The organism is Streptomyces sp. MCA2 (genome assembly GCF_023544705.1).
GTDB lineage: Bacteria > Actinomycetota > Actinomycetes > Streptomycetales > Streptomycetaceae > Streptomyces > Streptomyces decoyicus.
Genome location: NZ_JAMJFM010000002.1, coordinates 67211 through 91717 on the forward strand (window position 1 = coordinate 67211; position 24507 = coordinate 91717).

21 protein-coding genes and 5 pseudogenes are annotated in these 24507 nt (G+C 69.2%); 17 read left to right on the top strand and 9 right to left on the bottom strand.

Going from position 1 to position 24507, the window contains the following annotated elements; all coding sequences use genetic code 11:
• Window positions 1-906: 906 nt before the first annotated feature.
• The 3 genes from M8I34_RS02175 to M8I34_RS02185 form a co-directional block, all read right to left on the bottom strand.
• Window positions 907-1605: a class F sortase gene (locus M8I34_RS02175; RefSeq protein WP_250047596.1), complete on the bottom strand. Its 699-nt coding sequence runs from the start codon at window positions 1603-1605 to the stop codon at window positions 907-909.
• Window positions 1606-1730: 125 nt separating this feature from the next.
• Entirely contained in the window at window positions 1731-2546 is an 816-nt protein-coding gene (locus M8I34_RS02180) for a hypothetical protein (RefSeq protein ID WP_250047597.1), read from the bottom strand.
• Window positions 2547-3312: 766 nt separating this feature from the next.
• A complete protein-coding gene (locus tag M8I34_RS02185) occupies window positions 3313-4041 on the bottom strand; it encodes a Mut7-C ubiquitin/RNAse domain-containing protein (RefSeq protein ID WP_250047598.1) in 729 nt (242 codons plus the stop codon).
• Window positions 4042-4362: 321 nt separating this feature from the next.
• Here M8I34_RS02185 and M8I34_RS02190 point away from each other — a divergent pair, with 321 nt between their 5' ends.
• Window positions 4363-5652 (top strand): bifunctional GNAT family N-acetyltransferase/ATP-binding protein, encoded by a 1290-nt coding sequence (locus tag M8I34_RS02190; protein ID WP_250047599.1) that lies wholly within the window; start codon window positions 4363-4365, stop codon window positions 5650-5652.
• Window positions 5653-5917: 265 nt separating this feature from the next.
• Here M8I34_RS02190 and M8I34_RS02195 read toward each other — a convergent pair whose 3' ends face one another.
• Complete coding sequence (locus M8I34_RS02195; protein WP_250047600.1) at window positions 5918-6679, bottom strand: chitinase; 762 nt, start codon at window positions 6677-6679, stop codon at window positions 5918-5920.
• Between the two features lie 455 nt (window positions 6680-7134).
• Between M8I34_RS02195 and M8I34_RS02200 the strand changes: the two genes are divergently transcribed.
• A complete protein-coding gene (locus tag M8I34_RS02200; protein WP_250047601.1) occupies window positions 7135-7833 on the top strand; it encodes an aspartate/glutamate racemase family protein in 699 nt (232 codons plus the stop codon).
• A gap of 123 nt (window positions 7834-7956) precedes the next feature.
• Here M8I34_RS02200 and M8I34_RS02205 read toward each other — a convergent pair whose 3' ends face one another.
• Window positions 7957-8808 carry a GNAT family N-acetyltransferase gene (locus M8I34_RS02205; RefSeq protein WP_250047602.1) on the bottom strand — a complete coding sequence of 284 codons (852 nt, stop codon included), beginning with the start codon at window positions 8806-8808 and terminating at the stop codon, window positions 7957-7959.
• 292 nt (window positions 8809-9100) lie between these two features.
• On the opposite strand from M8I34_RS02205, the gene M8I34_RS02210 reads away from it, so the two are divergent.
• Window positions 9101-9400 carry a hypothetical protein gene (locus M8I34_RS02210; RefSeq protein WP_250047603.1) on the top strand — a complete coding sequence of 100 codons (300 nt, stop codon included), beginning with the start codon at window positions 9101-9103 and terminating at the stop codon, window positions 9398-9400.
• 190 nt (window positions 9401-9590) lie between these two features.
• Here M8I34_RS02210 and M8I34_RS02215 read toward each other — a convergent pair whose 3' ends face one another.
• Window positions 9591-9821 (bottom strand): DUF6296 family protein, encoded by a 231-nt coding sequence (locus tag M8I34_RS02215; protein WP_030983041.1) that lies wholly within the window; start codon window positions 9819-9821, stop codon window positions 9591-9593.
• 982 nt (window positions 9822-10803) lie between these two features.
• Between M8I34_RS02215 and M8I34_RS02220 the strand changes: the two genes are divergently transcribed.
• The 8 genes from M8I34_RS02220 (at window position 10804) to M8I34_RS02255 (ending at window position 16955) form a co-directional block, all read left to right on the top strand.
• Complete coding sequence (locus M8I34_RS02220) at window positions 10804-11184, top strand: VOC family protein (RefSeq protein WP_250047604.1); 381 nt, start codon at window positions 10804-10806, stop codon at window positions 11182-11184.
• 318 nt (window positions 11185-11502) lie between these two features.
• Window positions 11503-11688, top strand: a complete 186-nt coding sequence (locus M8I34_RS02225; protein ID WP_107050179.1) for a hypothetical protein — start codon at window positions 11503-11505, stop codon at window positions 11686-11688.
• A 345-nt stretch (window positions 11689-12033) separates the two neighbouring features.
• Entirely contained in the window at window positions 12034-12777 is a 744-nt protein-coding gene (locus M8I34_RS02230; RefSeq protein WP_250047605.1) for a hypothetical protein, read from the top strand.
• A 342-nt stretch (window positions 12778-13119) separates the two neighbouring features.
• The gene (locus tag M8I34_RS02235) at window positions 13120-14349 is read left to right on the top strand and encodes a sorbosone dehydrogenase family protein (protein ID WP_250047606.1); all 1230 of its coding nucleotides are present in this window, start codon (window positions 13120-13122) and stop codon (window positions 14347-14349) included.
• A 372-nt stretch (window positions 14350-14721) separates the two neighbouring features.
• The gene (locus tag M8I34_RS02240) at window positions 14722-15267 is read left to right on the top strand and encodes a methylated-DNA--[protein]-cysteine S-methyltransferase (RefSeq protein ID WP_250047607.1); all 546 of its coding nucleotides are present in this window, start codon (window positions 14722-14724) and stop codon (window positions 15265-15267) included.
• Between the two features lie 31 nt (window positions 15268-15298).
• Window positions 15299-15871: a hypothetical protein gene (locus tag M8I34_RS02245; RefSeq protein ID WP_250047608.1), complete on the top strand. Its 573-nt coding sequence runs from the start codon at window positions 15299-15301 to the stop codon at window positions 15869-15871.
• A gap of 30 nt (window positions 15872-15901) precedes the next feature.
• Complete coding sequence (locus tag M8I34_RS02250; RefSeq protein ID WP_250047609.1) at window positions 15902-16693, top strand: alpha-ketoglutarate-dependent dioxygenase AlkB; 792 nt, start codon at window positions 15902-15904, stop codon at window positions 16691-16693.
• Between the two features lie 28 nt (window positions 16694-16721).
• Entirely contained in the window at window positions 16722-16955 is a 234-nt protein-coding gene (locus M8I34_RS02255; protein WP_250047610.1) for a DUF2277 domain-containing protein, read from the top strand.
• 187 nt (window positions 16956-17142) lie between these two features.
• On the opposite strand, the gene M8I34_RS02260 is transcribed toward M8I34_RS02255, so the two are convergent.
• Window positions 17143-17760, bottom strand: coding sequence for a flavin reductase family protein (locus M8I34_RS02260; RefSeq protein ID WP_250047769.1), 618 nt, complete (start codon window positions 17758-17760; stop codon window positions 17143-17145).
• Window positions 17761-18501: 741 nt separating this feature from the next.
• Here M8I34_RS02260 and M8I34_RS02265 point away from each other — a divergent pair.
• The 6 genes and pseudogenes from M8I34_RS02265 to M8I34_RS02290 form a co-directional block, all read left to right on the top strand.
• Window positions 18502-18672 (top strand): annotated as a pseudogene (locus M8I34_RS02265) (Lrp/AsnC family transcriptional regulator); the annotation flags it as partial.
• A gap of 49 nt (window positions 18673-18721) precedes the next feature.
• Window positions 18722-19368: pseudogene (locus M8I34_RS02270) on the top strand (ABC transporter permease).
• 205 nt (window positions 19369-19573) lie between these two features.
• Window positions 19574-19777, top strand: a pseudogene (locus M8I34_RS41185) (ATP-binding cassette domain-containing protein); the annotation flags it as partial.
• A gap of 48 nt (window positions 19778-19825) precedes the next feature.
• A pseudogene (locus M8I34_RS02280) lies at window positions 19826-20180 on the top strand (ABC transporter permease subunit); the annotation flags it as partial.
• On the top strand, window positions 20180-21163 hold the full coding sequence (locus M8I34_RS02285) for a glycine betaine ABC transporter substrate-binding protein (RefSeq protein ID WP_250047611.1): 984 nt from the start codon (window positions 20180-20182) through the stop codon (window positions 21161-21163). The pseudogene M8I34_RS02280 and the gene M8I34_RS02285, both read left to right, overlap by 1 nt.
• 293 nt (window positions 21164-21456) lie before the next feature.
• Window positions 21457-21954: a GNAT family N-acetyltransferase gene (locus M8I34_RS02290; RefSeq protein WP_250047612.1), complete on the top strand. Its 498-nt coding sequence runs from the start codon at window positions 21457-21459 to the stop codon at window positions 21952-21954.
• Between the two features lie 173 nt (window positions 21955-22127).
• On the opposite strand, the pseudogene M8I34_RS41805 reads toward M8I34_RS02290, so the two are convergent.
• Window positions 22128-22265, bottom strand: a pseudogene (locus M8I34_RS41805) (transposase); the annotation flags it as partial.
• 217 nt (window positions 22266-22482) lie between these two features.
• Window positions 22483-23913 (bottom strand): cellulase family glycosylhydrolase, encoded by a 1431-nt coding sequence (locus M8I34_RS02300; protein ID WP_250047613.1) that lies wholly within the window; start codon window positions 23911-23913, stop codon window positions 22483-22485.
• Window positions 23914-24507: the final 594 nt, after the last annotated feature.

A 24507-nucleotide genomic window follows, 5' to 3' on the forward strand; every position in this document is an offset into this window, starting at 1 on the left:
CGGGGCGGGAGAGGCCGGGGGCCGAAGGGATTGTCGGAATCCCGAGGAGTCGGCACCACCGCCGTTCATGGGCCGTGGGATTCCTGATGATCGGCCTCAAGCGGTGACGGCCGGTCTCGAACGGTCACGGTCTCCAGAAGAAGGCCTCCGTGGTGCACCTGGCGCCAGGGTCAGCCAGGGTCCCGCTTTCCCGGCGCTGCCCGCCCCCCAGCGGCGAGCTGTACTCATTTCCCGTGCTCCGTCCCAGGTGGCGGAGCACGGGATCTGATAAGGCCATGGGTGCCGGACCGCGAAGGGCAACGCGAACCGGAAAAGTTGCGCGCCCGGGGCATCACCCCGTTCGCGGAAGACACCGTTCAACGGACAATTCATACGGGTCACGGTCGCGCATTGCGCTGGCCGGCCGGCCCCGGATTCGGGTGGAGTCCCGCCAGGCTCGGGCGCGCCCGACCGCGTGGTCCGGCCGGAGCGCCCCCTCACCGAAGCGGGTCCACGCCTGCCCCCTCCCCCGCCCTCTGTCTCGTACGCGAGTGAGTCGGCCGATCGCGGCCGCTTCAGCACACCGCCACATCAGCACACCGCCGCATCAGCCCGTCACCACGCGCGGCCGACGGCTTTGCCCGGCGGGACGCCCGCTCCTGGCCGCGCCCGCTACCCGAGCGGGCTCGCCCCGCTGCTCCGGTCCGGTCCGGCGCCGACCATGACAAAGCCCAGGCTGACCGGAGGTCAACCTGGGCGTGCCATGGAGTGCGTGGTCTGCGTGGTCTGCATGGTCTGCATGGTCTGCGGGATACGAAGCGAGCCCGGCCCGGCGCGTGGAAACGATTCAGGGCGCGGGGCGCGTCAGGCGAGTGAGGTGAGTCCGATGGCTCAGCCGTGCCGGACGACTCAGGCGCGTCGCGGGGATCAGCCCTGTCTGAACGAGGCGAGGTGGGCGAAGACCACAATGTTGTCGACGTAGTCCTTGACCTTCCTGTCGTATGCCCCACCGCAGGTGATCACACGGAGCTGCGCGGTGGAAGCATCGGCGTAGACCCGGTCGCTGGGGAACCTCGCCTTGTTGAAGGTCTCGACGGAGTCGACCTTGAAGGTCGCGATGACGCCGTCTTCACGAGTGATGTTGATCGTGCTGCCGGGCTTGAGCGATTCCAGTTGCAGGAACACCGCGGGGCCGGTCTTGGTGTCCACATGCCCGGCGATGATCGCCGAGCCGCGCTCGCCCGGCGCTGCGCCGTCCTTGAACCAGCCGACGAGGTTCTTGTCCGCCGCAGGCGGCGCATCGAGCTGTCCGGTCGAGCCGATGCTCAGCTGGGTGAAGGGCGCGTCGACGGCGATCTGCGGAATCCGCACCCGCTTCGGCGCGGAACGGGGCAGGGCCAGATCGGGGAACGCCGGGGAGGCGGACGACCTCGGCGTGGCGGAGGAGGCCACGGCGGACGGGGACTGCGGCTTGGGGTCTGCCGACGTGTCCACGGAGTTGTAGACGAGCAGGGAGCCCAGCAGAAACGCTCCCGCAGACCACAGCAGGCCGCGGCCGACGGGGCGGGACGCGGAGGCGGTCCGAGGTGGGTGCGAATTCGGCTGGGGCGACTGCTGGGCGGTCATGTGAGGTGCCTTTCATGAACGGGGCGGGGAGGCGTGAGGAGCGGCGGTAATGCCGTCGCCGCGGCCACCGTCCGCGAGGAACGGTGGCCGCGACAGCACAGCGGCTCCCGCATGGGGCAGCCGGGTCAGGCCGCCGCAGCGCCCGAGGTGTTGCGACGACGCAGCATGTACGCACCGGCACCGAGGCCACCGAGCATCAGCACCGAGCCGGCGGCCATACCGCCACCGGTCGCCAGGCCGCCACCACCGGTGTGGATGCCGCCGTGGGGCTTGCGGTGGTCGCCGTAGCCACCGTGGTCGCGGTCGCCGTAGCCACCGTGGTCACGGTCGCCGTAGCCACCCCGGCCGTGGTCACGGCCGTGGTCGCGGTCGCCGTACCCGCCGCGGCCGTGGTCACGGTCGCGGTCGCCGCCGCGCCCGTGCTTGTCGTGGTCGTCGCCGTAGCCGCTGCTCTGGTCCCAGTCGGCGAGCACGGTCTTGGCCATGGCGCCGCCACCGGTGTGCATACCGCCGCTCGGCCTGCGGTCGCAGTTGTCACCCCAGTGGCCGTGGCCGTGGTCACGGTCGCCGTATCCACCGCGGCCGTGGTCACGTCCGTTGTCGCGGCCGTTGTCACGTCCGTTGTCGCGGCCGTTGCCACGGCCGTTGTCACGTCCGTTGTCGCGACCGTTGCCACGGTCACGGCCGTTGTCGCGGCCGTTGTCACGGCCGTACCCGCCGCGACCGTTGTCGCGGCAGTTGTCACCGCGGTGGTCGCCACGGCCGTTGCCCCGCCCGTGGTCACGGTCGCGGTCGCCGTTCCTGTCGTGGTCGTTGTTGGTGGCGGAAGAAGCGCTGTCCGAGGCAATGTCCGCCGTGATCATGGCGTTCGCAGCGGGAGCGGAGATGGCAAGCACCGCCGTAATGGCGGCTGAGGCGAACAGGGTGCGAGCAGTGCGCATGGGGACATGTTCCTTTCGGCGCGACTGCGAAGGCTGACTCTTTGTCGGCTCATCGGATCGCAGTGGCGACGTGATCACCGTCAGCCGGATCGCGGCCTCGCACCACCGGAGAACGTCGCATTCGAGGGACGCCATGGGCTCTTCGGGTGGCCCAAGGCGGTGGATTCACCCATTGGATGGCGCGCGTCGTCGGCGTGTCGCGCAACGGTTGGGCTAGAGGCACTTTTGCGGCCCTCCACGGCGGTGCAATTCAGCCGTGAACGAGCGCGGCGAGCGGGGCTTTCCGCGACACGCCGACGGTACGACAGCCCCGTGCCCGTGCCGGGACGAGAGCCGGTCGGCGAGTGAATTTCGACGGGGAACCCGACGCGATGGATGCGGGGCAAGCCCACGGGCCCCGCCCTGCGCCCTGCGCCCTGCGCCCTGCGCCCTGCGGACACCGGCTCTGGCGGGCTGCCGTCACTCCGTAGCACACGTGGCGCACATAGCGCACGTAGTGCACGTAGCACACGAATTGAGGCGAACTCCCGTACAGCAAAGGTCCGTTCAGCAGGAGTCCGTTCAGCGGACCGCCCACGCGGACCGTGGTCCGGTCCGGGGGAAGAACCTCAACAGCCCTTTTCCACTGCGTCGTTCAGCCGCGCACCACAGGTGCTCTCACCCACCCGCATTGCGGAATCCGTACGCCCGTGGGGCCGATCCGGCAGGCGGACTCTGCTTCTCCTGAAGGCACCGAGGGCCACACGTCCCCTCGTCTGACCTCACCTCAGGTGGCGCTGTCCCGGAGTGCCTCTTCGACGATTGCCTCCAGGCGGGCATGGTGCGCCCCCCGCCAGTAGACGCGGTCGCAGGCAGTGCACTGCGCGAAGACGTCATACGTGCGCTGAGTGCCGTGTTCGAGGTGCTCCCGGACCGAGTTCTTGTCCGCGTCCGCCAGCCGGCCGTTGCAGGCGGTGCAGCGCGTCCACGGGGCGAGTGCGGGAGCGAAGCGGCCCAGTACGTCCCGGAGTTGGTCCTCGGGACGGTCGCTGTAGACGAAAGCGCCCGCCCAGATCTCCCGGCGTCGCAGCAGCCCCCGGTCCCGGGAGAGCAGTACCCGTCGCTCCTTCGCCGAGAGCGCCGCCAGCGCCGCGTCGCCGGGGTCCTCGTTCGTATACGCCGCGTCGACGCCGAGCAGCCGCAGCCTGCGCGCAAGGGTGCCGAGGTGCACATCGAGCAGGAAGCGCAGGGGGGCGCCGGGGATCCGCTGCGGGCGCTCGACGGCGTGCACCGCGATGGTCTCGCCCGCTCCCGGGACATGGGAGACGGGAACTTCCGCACCGTCCACGACGAGACGCCCGACCTCGGTGAGCGGAACGCCGAGCGACTCGACGACATGGCCGAGCGTCGACGCCCCGTCGGTCACCACGAGCGCAGGGGCGGTGGTGGTGTGCTCCGACGCGATGAAAAGGTGCAGCTCAGGGGCGAAGCTGACATGAATCTCAGGACCGTTCACGCCGGACAGCATGCCATCGTGCGGACCGGGCCAGCCAGCGCATTCTGGCCGGTCACAGGGGGAGAACCAGACTCCCGTGCCCCACCTCCGACCTTGATCCGCCGGACCGGTCCCGAGCCTGTCCGCAAAATCCCGCCTGACGGCTCGGGTGCGGCGCGCCGCGGTCCGACCGCGGCTGCGGCGGATCTGGCTACGTACGGACCGTAGCGATCGGCGTCCCGGATTGTTCACGATGGAGCGGGACCCGCTCCCCCGCCGCCCCTAGCCTCACTGCCACCACATCACCAACATCACCAACATCACCAATGAGGGGCGGTACCGGTGAACTGGCTCATCCACGACTACCGCGAGAACGATCTCGCCGAAGTGGTCCACCTGATCGACTCCACGGCCGAGCTCGGGCAGGAGTCCGTCTTCTCGCTCGCCGAGTGCATCAGCGCGCTGACCTCTCGGCAGCCGGCTGTGGTGGCCGTCCACCAGGGCGCGCCCATCGGGGCGGCGCTCGCGTGTGTCGCGGGTGAGCGGGGCTGGGTGATGCGGATCGCGATCTCTTCGGCCTGGCGCGGCCGGGGGCTGGCGAGTGCTCTGCTGGTGGAGCTGGAGCGGCGGCTGATCGCCGCCCGGGTGAGCCGTATCGCCTATGTGCTCCCCGAGGAAGATCTTCTCGGGGAGGGACTGCTCAACGCCGGCTATACCCGGCAGCCTGCCGTGGCCTACTTCGAAAAGGTCGAGCCGCATCACGGGCCCGCGGCCAGCCTCCTGGAGGACCTCGGCGGACGGTTCCTGCCCACCGACCTGTGGGCCAAGGTGGCCGGCATGGAAGCGGAGAAGGACCTGATCGAGCGGCGTGTCGTGCTGCCGCTGGCGGAGCCGGAGCGCGCCGCCCGGCACGGGGTCAGGCCGCCGCGGGCGATCGCCCTGTTCGGTCCGCCGGGAACCGGGAAGACCACCTTCGCCCGCGGTATCGCCGCCAGACTCGGCTGGCCGTTCGTCGAGCTCCTGCCGTCCCGGCTGGCCGACGAGGGCAATCTGGCGGCGGCCCTGCGCAGCGCGTTCGCCCGGATCGCGGAGCTGGAGCGGGTCCTCGTCTTCATCGACGAGGTCGAGGAGATCGCGCCGCTCCGCAGCGAGCCCGCACAACCGGGCGGGCTGCACGGCGTGACCAATGAGCTGCTCAAGCTCATACCCGGCTTCCGGGAGCGGGACGAACGGCTGCTGGTGTGCGCGACCAACTCCATCCGCTCGCTCGACCCGGCCTTCCTGCGCCCCGGCCGGTTCGACTACTTGATCCCGATCGGTACGCCGGACACAGCGGCCCGAGCGGCCATCTGGTCCCGGTATACGGACGGCCGGGCCGATGTGGATGTGGCCGCGCTGGTGGCGGCCAGTGAGTTGTTCACCCCGGCCGACATCGAACACGCCGCCCGGGTGGCCGCCCAGACTTCCTTCGAACGGGATCTGGAGGCGATCGGCGTCGGCGCGGGCGCGCAGGGGCGGCTCGGAGCGAGCACCGAGGACTATCTCGCCGCCATCGCCCAGTGCCGGCCGACCGTCACCCCCGCAATGATCGACGAATTCGACGCGGACATCACTGCCCACGCTCGTTGCTGACGCCCGTTGCTGACGCCCGTACGCGGCGCAACGCTCCTGGCGACGGCCTCCGGTGGCCCCGCCCCGCCCCGGCCCCTGGCCTGGCCTGGCCTGGCCTGGCCGTGGACGTCTGCCTCGACGGCCCCGTCCAGTGCACCGGAATACTCAACCGGGGAACGGAACACCTCCCGGTGCACTGGAACGACCGGCCGGCAGGACGCGCCACCCACCACCGCTTGCGGCGTCAGGGACCGCCCGGTGCCGGCCCCACCCGACCACTCCCTCCTCAGCAGCTCAAGTTGCCGCCAGGCGTGGTCCCCAGGATCTGCACAAAGCTCTGGTAGGCGTTGATCCTGCTCTGCACCTGGCCGGGGTTGCCGCCGTTGCACTCCAGGGAACCGTTGATGCTGCGGATGGTCTCACCGAACCCGGCGCCACTGACCATCGCGTGGTGTGGGGTCATGGTGCCCGGCCCGGTTTGCGTGTTCCAGTACCAAAGCGCGGTCTTCCAGGCGACGGCGGCGTCCTGCTCCACCAGGTAGGGGTTGTTCAGCAGGTCGATGCCGAGCGCCTCACCCGCCGCCTTGTAGTTGAAGTTCCAGCTGAGCTGTATCGGGCCACGGCCGTAGTAGGCGGCCTGCCCTGCCGGGCACCCGTACGGCTGGCTGGCATCGCAGTAGTGGGGGTAGTTCGCGGTGTTCTGCTCCACGACGTGGACGAGGCCACCGGTCTCATGGCTGACGTTCGCGAGGAAGGCCGCGGCCTCCTGGCGCTTCACGGTGTCGCTCCCGGTGTTCGCGAACTCCGGATAAGCGCTGAGCGCCGCGGTCAGCCCGCTGTAGGTGTAGAACGCATTCCGGTTCGGGAACATCTGGTTGAACTGCGCCTCGCTGACGACGAATCCGTCGGCGCGGGTGTCGGTTCCGGCCGGGGCCACGTCGCAGCCGGAGCAGGCCGGCGTGGCGGCCGCGGGCATCGTCGGCCCGACGAGGGCCACGCTTGCGGCTACGGCGGCGGCGCCCAACAGTGCGGCAATACGCGATCTCATGTGCGGTGACTCCTTCGCGCGGCCGGCCTCCGGACAGGAGCGGCCACTGCATGTGGGGGAAATGCCGAATGAGCGAATCGCCTTACAGGCCACGTGAGTTGACGTAGGTCGACTTGCCTCGGCGACAAATCCACTCCTCTCCCCCGCGGTACGAGTGAGAGAGCGCGGATCGACCAAGCGGCACGTTCAGGGACAGGTACGGGCACGACGCAGCTGCGACGGACTGGGACCGCGAGAAGCTGCGGTCTAGACCAACGCCAGGTTATGGGCAGCGCGTTGAACATGTCCATACCAATGCGCCGTCCCATTGCCCCTCTCCGGAGAGCCCCCTGGAGGCACGCCCCCCGGCGGAGCGGTCGTCGTCAGCCCCCCGCGAAAGATCGGGACCGCGCCAAGGCCGACCACGGCCCCGGAGTGCTGACGCAACAGCCCGCGTCCTGTGCGAAGGTGGCCCGATGAAGACGATCGGGTTGCTCGGAGGCATGAGCTGGGAGTCCACGGCGGAGTACTACCGGCTGCTGAACCAGTTGACGCGCGAGCGGCTGGGCGGCCTGCACTCCTCGAAGTGTGTGCTCTACTCCGTGGACTTCGCAGAGATCGAACGCCTCCAGGTCGAGGGACGCTGGGAACAGGCCGCCCAGGTGCTCGCCGAAGCCGCCAGGGCACTGGAATCGGCCGGCGCGGACATGCTGTTGCTCTGCACCAACACCATGCACAAGGTCGCCGACGAGGTATCCGCTGCCGTGACCATCCCGTTGGTGCATCTCGCCGACACCACAGCGGACGCCGTACGTTCCAGCGGTCTGCGCCGCATCGGATTGCTGGGCACCGCCTTCACCATGGAGCAGGACTTCTACCGCGGGCGACTCGAAAGCCACGGTCTGGACGTGCTCGTCCCGGACACCGCCGGGCGGAGAACCGTCCACCACGTGATCTACGAGGAGCTGTGCCAGGGCATCGTCCACGAGACATCCCGGCAGGCATTCATGGCCGTCATCAGCGATCTCGTCGCCGCCGGAGCCGAGGGCATCGTGCTGGGCTGCACCGAGATCGAGCTGCTCATCGAGCCGGAGCACAGCCCGGTCCCGGTCTTCCCCACCACCCGGCTGCACGCCGAAGCAGCCGTCACACGCGCCCTCGCCGACGCCCCGTAGCCCGTAGCCCGTAGCCCGTAGCCCGTAGCCCGTAGCCCGTAGCCCGTAGCCCGTAGCCCGTAGCCCGTAGCCCGTAGCCCGTAATGCCGTCGCGCATCACGGGTTACGGGCACCCGCGAGCCGCTATTCGGCGGGTTCGGCGATCAGTGCGGTGGCCACGGGGCGGAAGCCGAGCCGGGCGTAGATCCGTGCGACATCGTCGTCGCCCGCGGACAGGAAGAGCGTCTCGACGCCTCGCGAGCGTGCGTCCGCCACCAGCGCCGCGGTGACCGCGAGCCCGAGACCACGGCGGCGTGCGGTGGGCAGAGTCCCCACTCCGACGATCTCGCTGACCTTCCCGACCGGCTGATGCTGACCGGCGCACAGCGCCGTGCCGTCCTGCACCGCGGCGGCGACACACGTCAGACCGGCCCGCATGCGCGCGGCCGAGCGTTCCACCGACCCGTCGCCGGCGCTGCTCCGCACCGCCTCGTCCAATTCCGCGACCCCTGCCACACCCACACCGGTCCCGGGATCGGCGAAGGCCAGGTGAGGGACGGCCAGCGCGCCGGGCAGCACCGGGTCGTCCGGCCCGACGGTCCGCAGCACCACACCGTCGGCCACCTCGGGCACCTCAGGGGTCGGAGCGTCCGGGCCCAGCACCATCAAGGGGTGCGCGTGCACCGCAAGCCCCGTCTGCTCGACCGCGGCCTTCAGCGTGGGCGCGGTCTCGGCAACCCACTCGAAGCTCTCCGGGATGCCCAACTCCCGCTGCCGAGCGCGCACTCGGGTCACCTCGTCAGCGCTCGCCGCTCCTTCCCACTCCAAGGTCGGGCGGGCATAGAAGGGCCACCCCTGCCCCTCCCGGACGAACAGCGTCAAGGGCCCGAAGTCCTCGGCCCGGGCGCCGGAGCGGGGGACAGCGTCGTAGTACGCCTCGAGCTGGTCCAGCAATGCACGACGATCATCAAGATCTACAGAATTCACACCGCGCATCCAAGCAGCAGACCGCGAACCACGGCCACGGATTAATCCGGCCCACTACCGGCAGCGGCGTCCCGCCCCCATGAATGCCCGGCAACGACCAGCTCTTGGACGGAGCGCTGATCAACTGCCGATCAACTGCCGATCGCCCTCTCGCGAACGAAGCCGTAAGGTGGAGCTCCCTAAGGCCTGTCCTCAAAGTTGGGATCGCCCGGGTTGAGCGCAATGTGACCGCCAACTCCCCCATCGTCACGGAATCTTGGGTCATGCCGAGGTTTGAACTCGCGGCAGGTACGCTGACGCGGTGTCGCGTACCGAGTTAGAACGACTGGCCAGGATCCGGATGCAGGTCACCGGTGAGACGCTCGAACGCGCCATGGCCGCCCTCGAAGGCCGGACCACCGCCCCCGGGCCGCAATCCGAGCCCCAGGCCGATCCCGATCCCGATGCCGGCTCCGCTCCCACCGGGAACGGTGAGGCCAACGCAGTCGACGTGGTCGACGTGGACAGCGCGCACGGCGAGAGCAATGAGGGCGGCGAGAACGCCACCATGCCCGACGGTCGACGGACACCCAAAAGGCGAAATCATCTGCGCGGGCTCTGATAACCGTGCAGGTGTGAGGGCGGCGGAGACAAAACCTGACGGGCGGATCGGGCCGGGCTGCGCGCCTGTGGCGCTCGCGATGGCTGATCGATAAAAACCGCCCCGCGAAATGCACGCAACGGAAATGGGTGATTACGCTACGTGAGCGGAATTGCCCGTCCAACACTGCCAGACGTGACTCCGGAAACCCTCACGGCGTGAGAGGTCGCGCCAGCAGCGGCGTCCGGAGCATCTGATGTCCCCCGCTGGCCAGCATGCGGACCTCTCCCCGGTCGCTGATTTCCGCGCGCACGATCCCGGACTCGTCCTCGTAGACCGGATAGCCTCCCGCTCCGGCCCGCTCGGTACGACGGACGATCACCACGTCGTCCTCGACCGCAGGAGCTTGAAATACCAGCTCATAGCATTCCGGATAATCCATCGAGGCCTCCGACAAGACTGGGCAGGTGCTCCGGGCGTCCCCCGCCGCCCCTGTACGCGCGCCACTGCACCTCGGCCCTTCCATCGTCGCCCACACGGGCCCGGCGCGCCTGAGGAGGAGGCGGACGGTGGCTTCGTCGCCTGGCGGGCGTATGCCGCCTGGCGGGCGTATGCCGAGCTGCCCGCCCAGGAGGCCGGCCGGCTGGGCTCGATCTACGGCGGACCGATCGGCTGGCGCCGCGCTGCTCGTATTGCCCGCACTGTCTGGGCTGCCTGCGCTGGGCGGACTGGGCGGGCCCCGGGGGCCCAGCGGGCCCGGCTCGACCGTGCGGGCCTGGGCGAGACGCTCAAGGAATTCCATGAGCTGGGTGGCACGGCGCGCTCTTTGCGGTGCGGGGCGGTGCACGGCGGTGCGGGACAGCTCGATGCCGGGCGGGGCGGGGCCGGACGGCACCGCGCAGCGGCAGGAGTACGGATCGGATGTGTGGCCCCGCTCCCGTGCGCTGTCACAGGAGCGGGGCGGGTCCGAGTAGCGCCAGCAGCTCGGATATTTACGGGAGCCACCGTACGGGGCGCCACTGACAACGGCGGGCTCGACGGAACTCGGCGGTGTGCTCATGGAGAGCCATCCCGCCCGAGAAAGATGAGGGGTGGCGGACGCACCCGCATGCGATGAAGCGGGTGCGAGCCCTGGCCACCGGCCGCGACGGAAGGTGTGGGCCGCCGGCGCCAGCCGCGAGGGCCCGGGACGAGCGTCACCCGATCGGGCCATCCTCCGCGCAGCCATCGCCCAGCCACCGCGCCATCTTCATCAGCCTCGACCAGGACACGGCCATGAGCCCTGCCGCCGTATGGCCAGCCACGGTATTGGCCGGCCACCGTATGGACAGCCGCCGACGATTCCGAGTCCCCTGGGTTGTCGCGTTGGCTTATCGAGGCGGCGTTTCCAGTTGATGTGTCAATTCGGTCTGTTGATAGGAGCGATGGTGGCGGAGAAACCTCGGTTCTCGCTTGCGACGGTGGTCTTGGATTGCCCGGATGCTCATGTGCTTGCGGACTTCTATGGGCGACTGCTCGGTTGGGAGGTGACAATCAGCGAACCCGACTGGGTGCTGCTCAGATGCCCGGAGGGGGGAACGGGGCTCTCCTTCCAGTCCGAGCCGGGATATCAGCCCCCGGTGTGGCCGGAACTGCCCGAGGAGCAGCAGAAGATGCTGCATCTCGATATACGCGTCGATGACCTGACCGAGGCCGAGGCGTATGCGGTCGCAGCGGGTGCCACGTGCGCCGCACACCAGCCGCAGGGCGATCTTCGTGTGCTCTTCGATCCGGCGGGCCACCCCTTCTGCCTCTTCCTCCATTGAAGGACGGGGAAAGGAGAAAGAGGCGAGCGGGGCTTGCCGGACTACCGGGCTACCGGGCTACCGGGCTGGCGGGCCGGCGGGCCGGCGATACAGGCCTGGTTCCGGCGACCGGGGCTACCGCCGCTGAGTGACCGAGGGTGACCGCGGAGCGTGTGGGAATGGACACATGCAGGCAGCAAAGGCCGAGCGAAGGGCCGACTGTCTCTGCTGGTCAGGAAGTTGAGATGGCGCAGGGGCGTCGGCCGGGGCACCGGCTGCGACCACCGGGAGGCCGCGAGCGGGGCCTCGTTGTCAGTGTCTGCCCCTAGCATGGCTCATATGTCCCCAACTCCTTCTGCCCCTACGGGGGCGCCCGTTCCTGCTTCCGAGGCGAACGAATCGATCCGGCGATTTGTGCGCGCCCGCCGCGGCGTGGCGTGGTCGGCTCAGGACATGGCGGAGTATGCGGTGCTGCTGGAGATCTGGACGTTGGCGGTGCGCTCGGAGGTTGTCGAGGCGGCGTAGGTTCGTGCACGGTCAACGCAACGGCCGCGCCCGGCCTGCGAGCCTCCCGCCTTCGCCCGCCTCCCGCCTGGACAGTGTCTGTGACATCCCCACGCTCCAGGCTCGGCTTGCGGTGAACAAGCGGCTGCGTAGACCGCGTTAGTGGTGCGTTAGTAGATCGGCAGTGGCCGGCGCCAAGCTGGCGCTTGTACCGCTCACACAAGCGGAACAAAGGCCGTACGCATCCTCCATCGCCCGAACCACACGCACACGCACGCGCCTGCGCCCATGCCAACACAGACTCCACGCGGCAAACGGCGCATTCCCCAGAGAAGCTGTGCGGCACCTTGCACATAAAGGGGTTTCATGTCCTGGAAGAAGGTCTCCGACGTCGACGCAGACGCCCACAGCGCCACCGGATCCGCCGGCTCCGCCTTACGCCGTGGGCGCCGGGTCGCCGCCGCTTCGCTGGTCGCCGTGGCCGCACTCTCGTTGACCGCCTGCGGCAGCGGCGGTGACGACACGAAGGCGAGCACCAAGGTCTCGTCGAGCCCCGACCCTTCGCGCGTGGCGGACGAGGCAGCGGCCCTGGGCGATGTTGCGAACGAACCCCGCGCCAAGGACAAGTCGACGCCGAGCCGGAAACCGTCTGCGCCTGGGAAGACCGGCGGTGCCAGCGGCGGGGCGAGTGACGACAAAACGGATCGCGACGGCGGGACGGACGGCGGCAAGGGGACGGGCGGCGCCGACCACACCGGCGGTACGGACTCAGGTGGCGGCTCGGCGGCCGGGTCCGGATCTGCGTCCCAGGGCAAGGGTGTGAGCGGCACCTGGAACGGCGTCCTCAAGTACCTGGCTCCCGGCAAGATGACCGTGGCTCCGGACTCCGGGCCCGAGCAGGGGTTCTTCGTCGGCTCGCAGACAAAGAGCCTGGGTGCGGCCGCGATGTGCGCGTCGAACGGCAATGTCACCATGGACGAGAGCGGTTACGGCACCTCCCCGTGCACCGAGGCGCAGCTGGAGGAGGCGGCCAAGATGAACTCGCTCGACGTCCGGGTCACGGTCGAGGGCGGCGTCGCGACAAAGATCGTCGAGCACTACCACCCCTGAGGGCGTCGAAGACAGGGCTCAGCACTCCTGGTTACGCCTGGCCGTGTGACGGCACCCCTCCCTGGCTGACGCCGCCGCCACGGACACACCCCCGTCCGCGGCGGCGGCGTCGTCAGCGCAGCCATCACGGTGCCCAAACCGGCCACGGCCCCCTCGTGATGGCATCAACTCCCTTAGTGGACACGGCAGATAACGCCCACCCTCCAGCCTTGACCCTCCCCCCGAGGCGCAGTAGTTTCCGGGGCCGAAACAACAGGAAACTCTCCTATCAGCTCGGCGCTACTGATGCTCGTCCCGAGGGAACGTCTCGTCGCATCGTCCTGACTGGAGGACTCCATACGCATGCGCACCAGACCCGCGCACCGCACCACTTGGACCGTGGCCGTCCCTGCCGCCCTGGCTGCCGGACTTCTCCTCTCGGCCCCCGGCACAGGCCGCGCCACCGATATGAACCACGTAGCCGGTCCGAGCCACACCGCCAGCACGGGCCCCACCGCCGGTACGGACCACACGGCCGGTACCGGCCACATAACCGCTCCGAGCCACACCGCCGGAAGCCCGGCCCCGGCCCCCGCCCCCACCTCCGCCTCCGCCTCCGAGCCCGGCTCCCCAAAGACCGTCTCGTCCGGCTGGTCCATCCCCTGGGGCCTGAGCTGGCTGCCGGACGGCTCCGCCCTCCTCACCGAGCGCGACTCGTTCAAGGTCTACACGCTCACCCAGAGCGGTACGAAGCGGCAGATCGGCGAGGTCCCGAACGTCGTCACCACGGGCGGCGAGGGGGGACTGCTGAGCATCGCCGTATCGCCGTCCTGGAAGAACGACCATTACGTGTACGTGATGCACACCGCCGCCGACGGCAACCGCATAGTCCGCATGACCTTCGACGGCAGTGCCCTCAGCGACTACAAGGTGCTGGTGGACGGCATCAGAAAGAACACGTACCACAACGGCGGGCGCATCAAATTCGGTCCCGACGGCTACCTCTACGCCACCACGGGCGACGCGCAGTCGCCTGATCTCGCCCAGGACAAGACCTCCCTCAACGGCAAGATCCTGCGGATGACTCCCGACGGAATGCCCGCCCCCGGCAACCCCTTCGACTCACTGGTCTACTCCTACGGCCACCGCAACCCTCAGGGCATCACCTGGGACGCCGAAGGCCGCCTGTGGGAAGGCGAGTTGGGCGACAGCAAGTACGACGAGCTGAACCTCATCGAGCCGGGCAAGAACTACGGCTGGCCCATATGCGAGGGCGGATGCTCGGCCACCGGGATGACCGACCCCAAGCGTCAGTGGCCCGTCGCGGAAGCCTCGCCCAGCGCGGTCGCCTACGCCGACGGGGCGATCTACATGGCCGCGCTGCGCGGCGAGCGGCTGTGGCGCATCCCAGTCGCCGGCACCAGCGCGGGAACCCCGAAGGCGTACTACACAAACCATTACGGACGACTGCGTACGGTCGAGTCCGTACCCGGTCCCGGCACGAAGTCTCTGTGGCTGACCACCACCAACGCCGACAACAACGGCGATGGCGAGGCGGGCTCCGACAAGGTGTTCCAGATCGACCTCAGATAGCTCCCCCACGGAACGTGGTCGGCGCGTCGGCCGCTACCCGGGCGACGGGTGGACACGCCGATGGCCAGAGCGCGGGTAGGGCGAGTGGGGGGGAGCGAGTGATCGGTGGCGGTCGATGGGGAGTGGGTGACCGACGGGTGGTGGCGAACCGGCGGACCGCGGTCAGCGGTCAGCGGTCAGCGGTCAGCGGTCAGCGGTCAGCGGTCAGCGGTCAGCGGTCAGCGGTCAGCGGTCAGCGGTCAGCGGTCAGCGACTATGACTGTGACTGTGACCGACCAGCGCCCACCGTGACGTCCGTTTTCCGCCAGCCGAGGCGAGGACGACCCCGCAGACTCGAAGAGTGAAAGCAGTGAACACGAACGAGGAAGCGCCATGACCTCCACCGCGGCGACCACCGCCACCCCCACCATCAGCTACACCACGCTCGACAGCCCTCTGGGTGAGCTGCTGCTCGTCGGCGAAGAATCGCCCACCGCGCCCGGCGGCACCGCCCTGATCTCCCTCTCCATGCCGCAGCAACGGGGCGCCGCCACCGTGCGGCCGCACTGGCGTCGCGACGCCCGGCCCTTCGCCGAGGCCCTCCGCCAGCTCCGCGCCTATTTCGCCGGCGAGCTCACCCGCTTCGCGCTCGAATTCCGTACGACCGGTACGGAATTCCAGGAGCGCGTCTGGGCCTCGCTGGAGACCATCCCCTACGGCACCACGACCACCTACGGACGGCTGGCCGAGGCCCTCGGCGTACCGCGCAGCGACATACGGGCGCTAGGGGCCGCGATCGGCGCGAATCCGCTGCCGATTCTGCGCCCGTGCCATCGTGTGATCGGCGCGGATGGCACGATGCGCGGCTACACGGCAGGCGTCGAACGCAAGACCGCGCTGCTCACCCACGAGGGCGCACTCCAGCCCACACTCATCTGAACCCGCCCCTCCCCCGGGACATCCCTCACCCATGACCTCCCCCATGCCCTCTCCCCTCATTGCCCCGGCGGAGGCGGCCGCGTACGGCGACCTCCCCTCCCCCGCCCCGCACTCCGACGCCGAACTCGCTGCCCTGCTGGCCCTGTTGACCACGCCCGGCACTCGTATTGCCACAGTGGTCGTCGGGCACAGCCGGGACACCGTGTCGCGTTCGGCCGCGGCAGCGTTCGCCGAAGCCTGGCGCGCCCTTGGACGCCTGCCGGTACTCTCCGTGGTCGACTGGCCGGAGTCCGCCGCGTCCTGGCTCCGGGCGGCCAACCGCTTCACGGCCGAGGCCCCTGATGCCTGGGTGGTGGCCGCCGCGCCTCTCGGCTGGGCCCAGATGAGCCGGCGACTGCGCCACAGCACCGACTGGGACCCGGCACGTACGTACGGCCTTGCGGCTCTCGGCGACTCCCGCGTCCCCGCCCTGGCCGGCCCGACGACGCTGCAAGGTATGCGCGGTGTCACTGCGGACGGCGGCACCTGGACCGTCGACCGCGGCTGGGTGACCCAGCAACTACCGGCCCGTCGGCCGACGGCTCATCCCCGTGGCACGCTGTAAACAGCGAGCGATCAGGCAAGGCAGGAGCACATGAGCACGCCACTTCCCGGCTTCGAAGATCTCGGGGAACCTGCGGGCGGCCCGAGAGGATCTGAAGGATCTGACGGACCCCACGGAGCTGACGGCCCTCATACCGCCGGGCGCTTCCACCCCACCGCGTCCGACCAGGGCCACGCCCGCGCAGGCCGCCGAGAAATCGCCCCCGGTGCCGTCCACCTCCCCGGCTGGCTGACGGTTGCCCAGCAGCGCGAGCTCGTCACCGCCTGTCGCGGCTGGGCCCGCGGCCCGGCCCCGATCCGGCACACCAAGCTTCCGCGCGGCGGCGTGATGTCCGTCCAAACCGTGTGCATCGGCTGGCACTGGCAGCCGTACGCGTACACCCGCACCGCCGACGACGTGAACGGCGCCCGGGTGGCCGAATTCCCGCGCTGGATGGTCGAGTTGGGCCGCCGCGCGCTGGTGGAGGCGTATCAGGACGCCGCCGCGGGCGACGACTACACACCGGATACCGCGCTGATCAATTTCTATGACGGCCAGGCGAAGCTCGGCATGCACCAGGACAAGGAGGAGCGCTCCGACGCGCCGGTGGTCTCCCTCAGCATCGGCGACACCTGCGTCTTCCGCTTCGGCAACACCGAGACGCGCACCAAGCCGTACACCGACATCGAGCTGGCCTCAGGTGATCTCTTCGTCTTCGGCGGGCCCTCCCGCTTCGCGTACCACGGCGTGCCCAAGGTCAGGCCGGGTACCGGTGACCCGGCGACCGGCCTGACCAGCGGGCGGCTCAACCTCACAATGCGGGTGACCGGCCTGGAGGGATAACTGCCACACCGCGAGGCAGACTGGACTCATGTGCCGCAGCATCAAGACGCTCCGTCCGCCCACCACCCCCGAGGTCACCGACGAGGACATCCGGGCCGCGGCCTTGCAGTACGTCCGCAAGGTCTCCGGATTCCGCGCCCCGGCCGCCCACAACCGCGAGGTGTTCGACCAGGCCGTGGACGCCGTGGCGGCCGCGACCCAGGAACTCCTCGACGGCTTGCAGATCCGCGGCTCCGCCGCCCGCCGGCACACACACGCCTGAAACGGGCAGCGCCGGCCTCGCCAGTACGGACAGCCCCACAGCCCCCGGCAGACCTACGACCCGGCCGCCGCCGCGCCCTGCATGGGCTTGGCCCACCCCGCACACAATCGGACGGCGATCGTCCGGAAACCCTCCGTACGCGGAAGAGGAAGCCCCAAGCCCACCGATTCCGCGGGCCCCGTGCCCCCTATCGGCCGCCCGCCGGCCCCCGCCAGTCCGCATGCCGAATGCGCGAGATCTCCCGCACGCCGCCGACCGTCCCCCATTCGTCCTTCCCCAGCCGCGACAGGGGCTTCAGCCTGGAGATCTCGGGGTGCCCGTCGACCAGCACGTCCTGCGCTATGACGGCATGCACCACGCGCCCGAACACCACGGTGGAATCCCCGATGCCCAGCGTGCTGTGCACCTCGCACTCCAATGCCACCGGCGAGGCCGCCACCCGCGGCGGCTTGACCCGCAGACTCGGCTCGGAAGCGATCCCGGCCGCCTCGAATTCACTCACCCCGTGCGGGAAGTCGGTACCCGTGTCATTGATCTGCTCAAAGAGCGCCTCCGATCCGAGGTTGACCACGAACTGCCCGGTCGCCTCGACGTTGCGCAAGGTGTCCTTGCGTCCGACCGAGCTGAACTGCACAACGGGCGGCGCGACACTGGCGATCGTGAAGAACGAGTGCGGGGCCAGATTGGCCGTGCCGTCGTGGGACATGGTCGACACCCAGGCGATCGGCCGCGGAACAACCACCGCGGTCAGGAGCTTGTAGAACTCGTTGCGGGACATGGCAGCGGGATCAAAATCGGTACGCATGGTGATCAGTATCCACACGGACGGCCGCGGATCCTACAGCGGATCCACGGCACCACCCGGCCCCTTAATGCGACAGAAAGTACCTGGTAGCGGAGCCACCGAGCACCAGGAGACCACACCGTGCCAGCAGCAGCCCCCACCCTCTGAGGGGACTTCGAGGCGCCCGCCCATGCCCGCGACGGCCAAGCCACCCTCACCCTCCACGACCACCTTGCGGCCTACGCCCCCAAGCGCCCAGGTGCTTACTTGCGCACCTCCTCCGACCGCTTCGGTCTCGAAGCCGGCGTGGACCGTCAGCTCGAAGACGCCCAAGACACCGGGTCCGACGGCAATGGACCCTTTCACCAAGGTCTACCGGGAGCGACACCTCAGCCTTCAAGAAGCGCAAGGTCATCAAGCCCGACGGCTCCATCGACTGGATCGTCCTGCGCCCCGAATTCCGCCAGCTCCTGGCCGGCTTGGCCCTACCCGCCTCTTGCCCTACCCGGCCGCCTACGTTCCCGGTCCAGCCGTTTCGTACGCCCCCGCGTGCCGGCGACGCCGTCATCTGTGTCAAACGACCTGTCGCGGACACCGGGAATCCCTCCGACCCGGTGCCGTCCGTCCCCTCACCACCGGGGGGGGGGAGAGTCATGTCGGATGCCCGGGTGGGTCAGCCGTTGGCGAGCAGTGCGAGTTTGCTGAGCCGATGATGCGGCTCCCGTCGGGCGCGGCCCAAGTACTCCTCGCCGCTGACGGGGTGGTGACATGTTGTGCCGTTTGGTGGCACGCTCGAATGCCGACTTGCAGCGCATGATCGACCGGATGGTGGGGTTCGATGGCATCGTGCGGGCCTCGACGGCGATCACGTTGGAGAATCCGGTGCCGCTCCGGATCACTCCACTGGTGCGCCAGGCGTCGCGGCAGGCGCCGTATGGACCGCTGACCGCTGGAGGACCGGCCTTGAGGGAGGGACCGAGAAGTGACCTTCTGGGAGTACCTGGGCACCCGCTGCCAGCAGCTGCTGGTGGGCGCCTATCAGCACGCCGGCGCCGTCTTCCCGTCCATGGTCGTCGCCACGGTGCTCGGGGTTTTGACCAGCGTCCTCACCTACCGCACCGAGTGGGCGAAAAACCTCGCGATCACCATGACCGCAAGCATCCTCACCGTCCTCTCCCTGGCTCTCCTCGGCCTGCTCGTCCCGGTCGTCGGCCTCGGCGTCGCGCCGGCCGTCATCGCGCCCACGCTGTACGGACTGCTGCCGGTGGTCCGTAACGCGGTCGTCGGGTTGCGCGGAGTCGACCCAGCCCTCGTCGAGGCCGCCAAGGGCATAGGGAGGTCACGTTCGCCCAGCTGCTCAGGGGCGGACTGCCCCTCGTCCGGCCGCCCATCCTCACCGGTGTCCGGGTGTCGGCCCAGATGCTGACAGGCATCGCGGCGATCGCGGCCTTTGCCTCAGGGCCCGGGCTCGGCAACCAGATCTTCCGTGGGATTTCCAGCCTGGGCAGTGCGAACACGCTCAACGAAGTACTGTCGGGGACGCTCGGAATCGTCGTCCCAGCCCTGCCGTTCGACGCCGGGTACGTGCTGATCGGACGGCTCACCATCTCACGGGGGACCCGTGGCTGACTCTGCCGAAATCGTCGAACCGACCTCCCCGACGTCCGGCGCCGCGGGCTCCGGCGGATCCGCCCGATCCGCCGGGCCCGACCGGCCGGCCGCCGCCGGCGCGAGTATCCGGCTGGACAACCTCACCAAGCGCTATCCGGACAGCCAAGCCCCGGCCGTTGAGGACGTGACCCGGAACGAAGCGGCCGGCGAAACCGTGATCCTTGTGGGGCCCTCGGGCTGCGGCAAGAGCACCACCCTCAAGATGACCAACCGGCTGATCGAGCCGGCCTCGGGGCAGATCACCATCGGCGGCGAGGATGTCACCGGCGTCATCCCCGTGGCGCTTCGCCGCACCATCGGCTACGCCAACCAGGCCACGGATCTCTTCCCACACATGACCGTCACCGAGAACATCGGGCTCGTAGCGGAGACGGCCGGCCGGTCCCGCGCGAAGGTGCGGGACCGGGTCGAGGAGATGAGCAACACCGTGGTCGGCCCGAGGGCCACCGACCCGGCACTCGTGGAGGCGGCGCGCGGCATCGGGGTGTCGCCGCTGCTGATGCTGTTCCGGGGCGAACTGCCCCTGGCCGTCCCGCTGATCCTGGCGGGCGTACGGACCGCGCTCGTGCTGCACGTCGGCACCGCGATGTCGGGCCGTCTTCGGCGTAGGCGGAGGAGTCGGGGACCTGGTCTCCTCCGGCATCACCAAACAGCGCATGCCGGTGCTGGTGCTCGGCTCCGTACTGACGCTCGCCATGGCGCTGATCATGGACTGGCTGGGGACACTCGTCGAGTTACTGCTACGCCCACGCGGCCTGGAGGTGGACTGATGCGCCTGGCCCAGGTACGGACGGCCGTCGCGGGCGCCCTGCTGCTCGCCGCCGCAGGGCTGAGCGGCTGCGGACTGACCAGCGGCAGCCCGCTGGCCGACTCGGTGCAGCCCGGCTCCATCGGGAAGGGGCGACCGCTGGAGGGCGCCCAACTAACCGTGACCTCAAAGGAGTTCACCGAGCAGATCATCCTGGGCCAGATCATGGGGCTGGTCTTCAAAGCGGCCGGCGCGGAAGTCCTGGACCGGACGAACATCCAGGGCTCGATCGGTGCCCGCGAGGCGGTCAAGTCCGGTGCGGCGGACGGGATGTACGAGTACACCGGCACGGCCTGGATCACCTACCTCGGTCACACCAAGCGGGTCGTCGACCCGTACGAGCAGTGGGAGGCCGTACGCGAGGAGGACCGCCGCAACGGCGTCACCTGGCTGACCGCCGCCCCGCTCAACAACACCTACGCGCTGGTCGCGAACCAGGCGAATGCGCAGAAGTACCGGCTGCGCACACTCTCCGACGTGGCACGTCTGACGAAGAAAGACCCGGGCGCGGCGACGATCTGCGGCGGAAGCGAGTTCTCGGTGCGCGAGGACGGTCTGCCGGGCGTGGCGAAGACGTACGGATTCGCCCTCCGGCGCGGGAACTTCAAAAAGATGGACGACGGCGTCGTCTACACCCAGGTCGCCGAGGGCGCGGCCTGCGCCCTCGGCGTGGCGGCCACCACCGACGGCCGCATTCCCGAACTCAAGCTGAAGGTGCTGGAGGACGACCGGCACTTCTTCCCCAACTACAACGCGGCACCCGAGATGAACAGCGCCACGATGAGGAAGTACCCCGCCATCGCCGACCTCCTCTCCCCGATCACCAAGCGGCTTACGGGGGCGGAGGCCCAGCGGCTGAACGCGCGGGTGGACGTGGACGGAGAGGACCCGCACGAGGTGGCGAAGGACTGGCTGGTGCGGGAGGGCTTCATCCGGGAAGGCTGACAGACGGATTCGCACGAGCGCCCGACGAGCAGGAGGAGAGCGCCCTGCCGCTCACGTGGACGCTGCCGTCCGGAGGGCCGGGACCACCACGATCCGAACGACGCGCCCTAGTGCTCTGACCGGGAAGGTTCACCGGGGCGCGGCTGAGGTCGATGGGACGGGGCCGCAATCTGGCCGGGGTATGCATTGGCCGCTGTGAAAACCGTTGGACATCTTCTGGACGCGCCACGAAGATTCCCGCTGTGTCAGACGAAGCCGAGCGCCGGACCCCAGCCTCCACGAGGGGGAAGTCCGTGCGATTTGTTGAGTTAGCGAGCACGACCATGGTCGCCTTGCTCAAGGACGATCTGGCTCAAGCCAGTGCCGAAGCAGGTGTCGCTCTCCCCGAGTACTTCGTCACCGACACGGCAAAGTGGGTGTGGCAGTACCGGGTGAATCAGCTGATCTCGGACCGGGGTTGCGCGGGGTGGCTCACACAGATCGTGGTAGCCGAGCCGGCAGGTGCCGTCGTGGGCTATGCCGGGTTCCATGGGCCACCGGATGAGGCGGGCATGGTGGAGCTCGGCTATTCGGTGATCCCCGTCTACCGTCGTCAGGGCTACGCCAGAGCGATGCTGAGCGCATTGGTACGTCGGGCCGTTGCAGAAGCCCGGGTCAGGACCGTGCGGGTGACGATCAGTCCTGACAACACGGCATCCCTGGCCACGATTTCTGGATTTGGCTTCGTCGAGGTCGGAGAGCAATGGGACGAGGAAGACGGCCTCGAACTCATATTTGAAGTACCTGTCTGATCAAGCTGCTGCTGGAAGCGGGCGGCCTCCCCAGCGGATACCTTTCTCGCCGCGGATGCGGGCGCGTTCCTTGCGGATGTCTCGCGCCGGGTCTTGCCCTCCGCGATGCGCCGCTCGTAGTGGTTACGGGTACGTGCATCGAACCGGAGCCGTGACTGCACGATCCGATACAGGGCGGCATTGGCTCTTCGGTCGCCCCCGCGGTTGAGCCGGTGGTGACGCTGACGGCCGGAGGAGTGCTCGACGGGGCTGACCCCGCAAAGCGCCGTGAACGACGCCTCGCTGGACAGGCGTTCTGGGTTATCCCCCATCGTGATCAGCAAGGCGGCGGCACCATCCGGCCCGATCCCCACCGGGACAAGTAACTGCGGAAAGTGACACTCCACCAACCCGGTCAGGTGCCGCTCCAGGTCACGAATCTGCCTGGTCAGCTGATCGATCCGCTGGGCCAACAGGCACAGAGCGATGCGGGTGGCCTGCGTTGATGCGGGGGCCGCGGGCCGCAGCCCCCGCGCGGATCGGGTGGGGCTACCTCGGGCTGATCGTGACCCTGTAGGTGGCTCCGGCCCTGCCGTGGGTGCTCACGGTGACGGTCTGGCCGTGGTCGTCCCAACTGGCCTTGTTGCCTTGGATGTCGACGCGGTAGCCGCCTGGGTAGGTGTCCCTGGGCACGGTGATCCGGGTGGGTCCCTCTGCGTTGTCGCGGGTGCGGAAGGTGAGCGTGTAGGTGCGTGTAGCCGGCTCGTACGCGAACTTGAGCGGGTCGCCCGCGACGGCCCGCGCGTACGGCTGGACGAGCAGCTGGGCGTTGGGCTTCGCGGCGCCCGTCTGGTCGAGGAAGCAGTAGCCGCCGCCCCGGCACCACTGCCACCACGTCCAGCCACTGGCGAAGCGGTCCAGGGAGGCCGTCATGTCGGTGACGAACTGGCTTGCGTGCGGAACGTAGGGGTTGCCGCCCCACTCCCCCACGATCACCGGCATCCGGTGACGGGTCGGGTAGTCGCTGATCGCGGCCTCGTAGGCTGGGATGAAGGTGCCGTTGGGGTCGTAGTCGGCGCCGGTTTCCATCGCGGTCTCGTAGAAGTGCGGCGCGTAGCCGGCATGCGGGTCGTCGATGTGGCCCATCTGGGTTGGGACGCCGACACCGACGATGACGGTTGGTTCGACGAATACCCACGACCTGTGGTCGACCAGACGGATCGCCTGGGCAAGGCGGTTCCACAGCTCGGTGAGCTCGGTGGCCTCGAAGCGGGCCGCGGCGGCGGGGAGGTCTTCGCCTTCGAGGAACTTCGCGAACGGCTCATTCATCAGGTCGTAGCCGAGCAGCGCCGGGTGCCTGCCCAGGGCGGAGGCGACCGTCATCCACATGCGAGCGTGCGCGGCGCGGAGGTCGGCGTCCTTGTACAGGTGGTCAAAGGCGGTCTGTACGGATGGCTCGAAGTACTCGGAGAACCAGTCGTCGGGTATCGGCCAGAACGGTAACCCCTCGTCGCGGGTGGCCCAGTCGGGGACGCCGCGGGAGCCGAAGTGGGGGCCGTATACGTCCTGGTGGGCGTCGAGGATGACCTTGATGTGGTAGCGGTTGGCCCAGTCGAGGATGCGACGCATCTTGGTGAGGTAGCCGCGGTCGTAGTGCCCGGGGGTGGGTTCGAGGTCGTCCCAGAAGAACGCGAGGCGCGCGAGGTTGAAGCCCCGGGCGGCCATGTCTTTGAGGTCGCTCTCGTGAATGTCGGCGAACGCGTGGGTGCCTCGGCTGCTCTTGTCGGCGAGGTTGAAGCCGCGCCACTGGAGCGCGCGGCCTTGGCCGTCGGCGATGAAGGTGCGGTCACCGACCGTGACCCGGTCTGGGGCACGGTCGGGGGCGCGGTCGGGGTCGGCCTGGGCCTGCGCGGGGAGGACGCCGAGCAGGAGGGCGGCCACGGCGAGGGCGGCGGGGGCGACGCGGGAGGTCAAGCGCATGCAGGAGCCCCTTTCGAGGATGGCTGCTTGGGCGGCGTGCTACTGGCCGGCCGGATGCTACTGGCGGGTGGGTGAAGTTCCCATGACTTCGCGGGAGTTGGCGGGTCTTCCTTCTTCAAGGGCTTCCCCGGCGTCATCGCCGGGGGATTCCCCAGGGTCTTCGCCTGGGTCTTCGCCTGGGTCTTCCTCGAGGCCTTCGCTGGGGTTTCCTCGGGCTCTTCGCGGCGTCCGGCCCGCGCCAACCACCTCAAACCCAGCTACCCGCACGGCTTCCTCAACGGCTCGCCGAACCGGTTCGGCAAACCCCGCCTCGAACGTCTCGCGCTCCTGACCGGACACTCTCCAGAACTCCTGCAACGAGTCCTGACCCCTACGCGTGCGTCTCATCGGCACCGCAAGGCCGACGCTCAGACGTTACGCCGCGTTACATGGGCGTCACCGTGCATAGCCTGTTCCGACGCCCCTGGACCACCCACCACCGGGAAGACCACCCCGCCCGCGACCCTCTATCCGGGCGAGCCCCTAATATCGCTTGGCGTCCTCCGACGGACGCTGACGCCCGCTGGGTCGTGCCCGCCGCCCAACGCCCGGCAC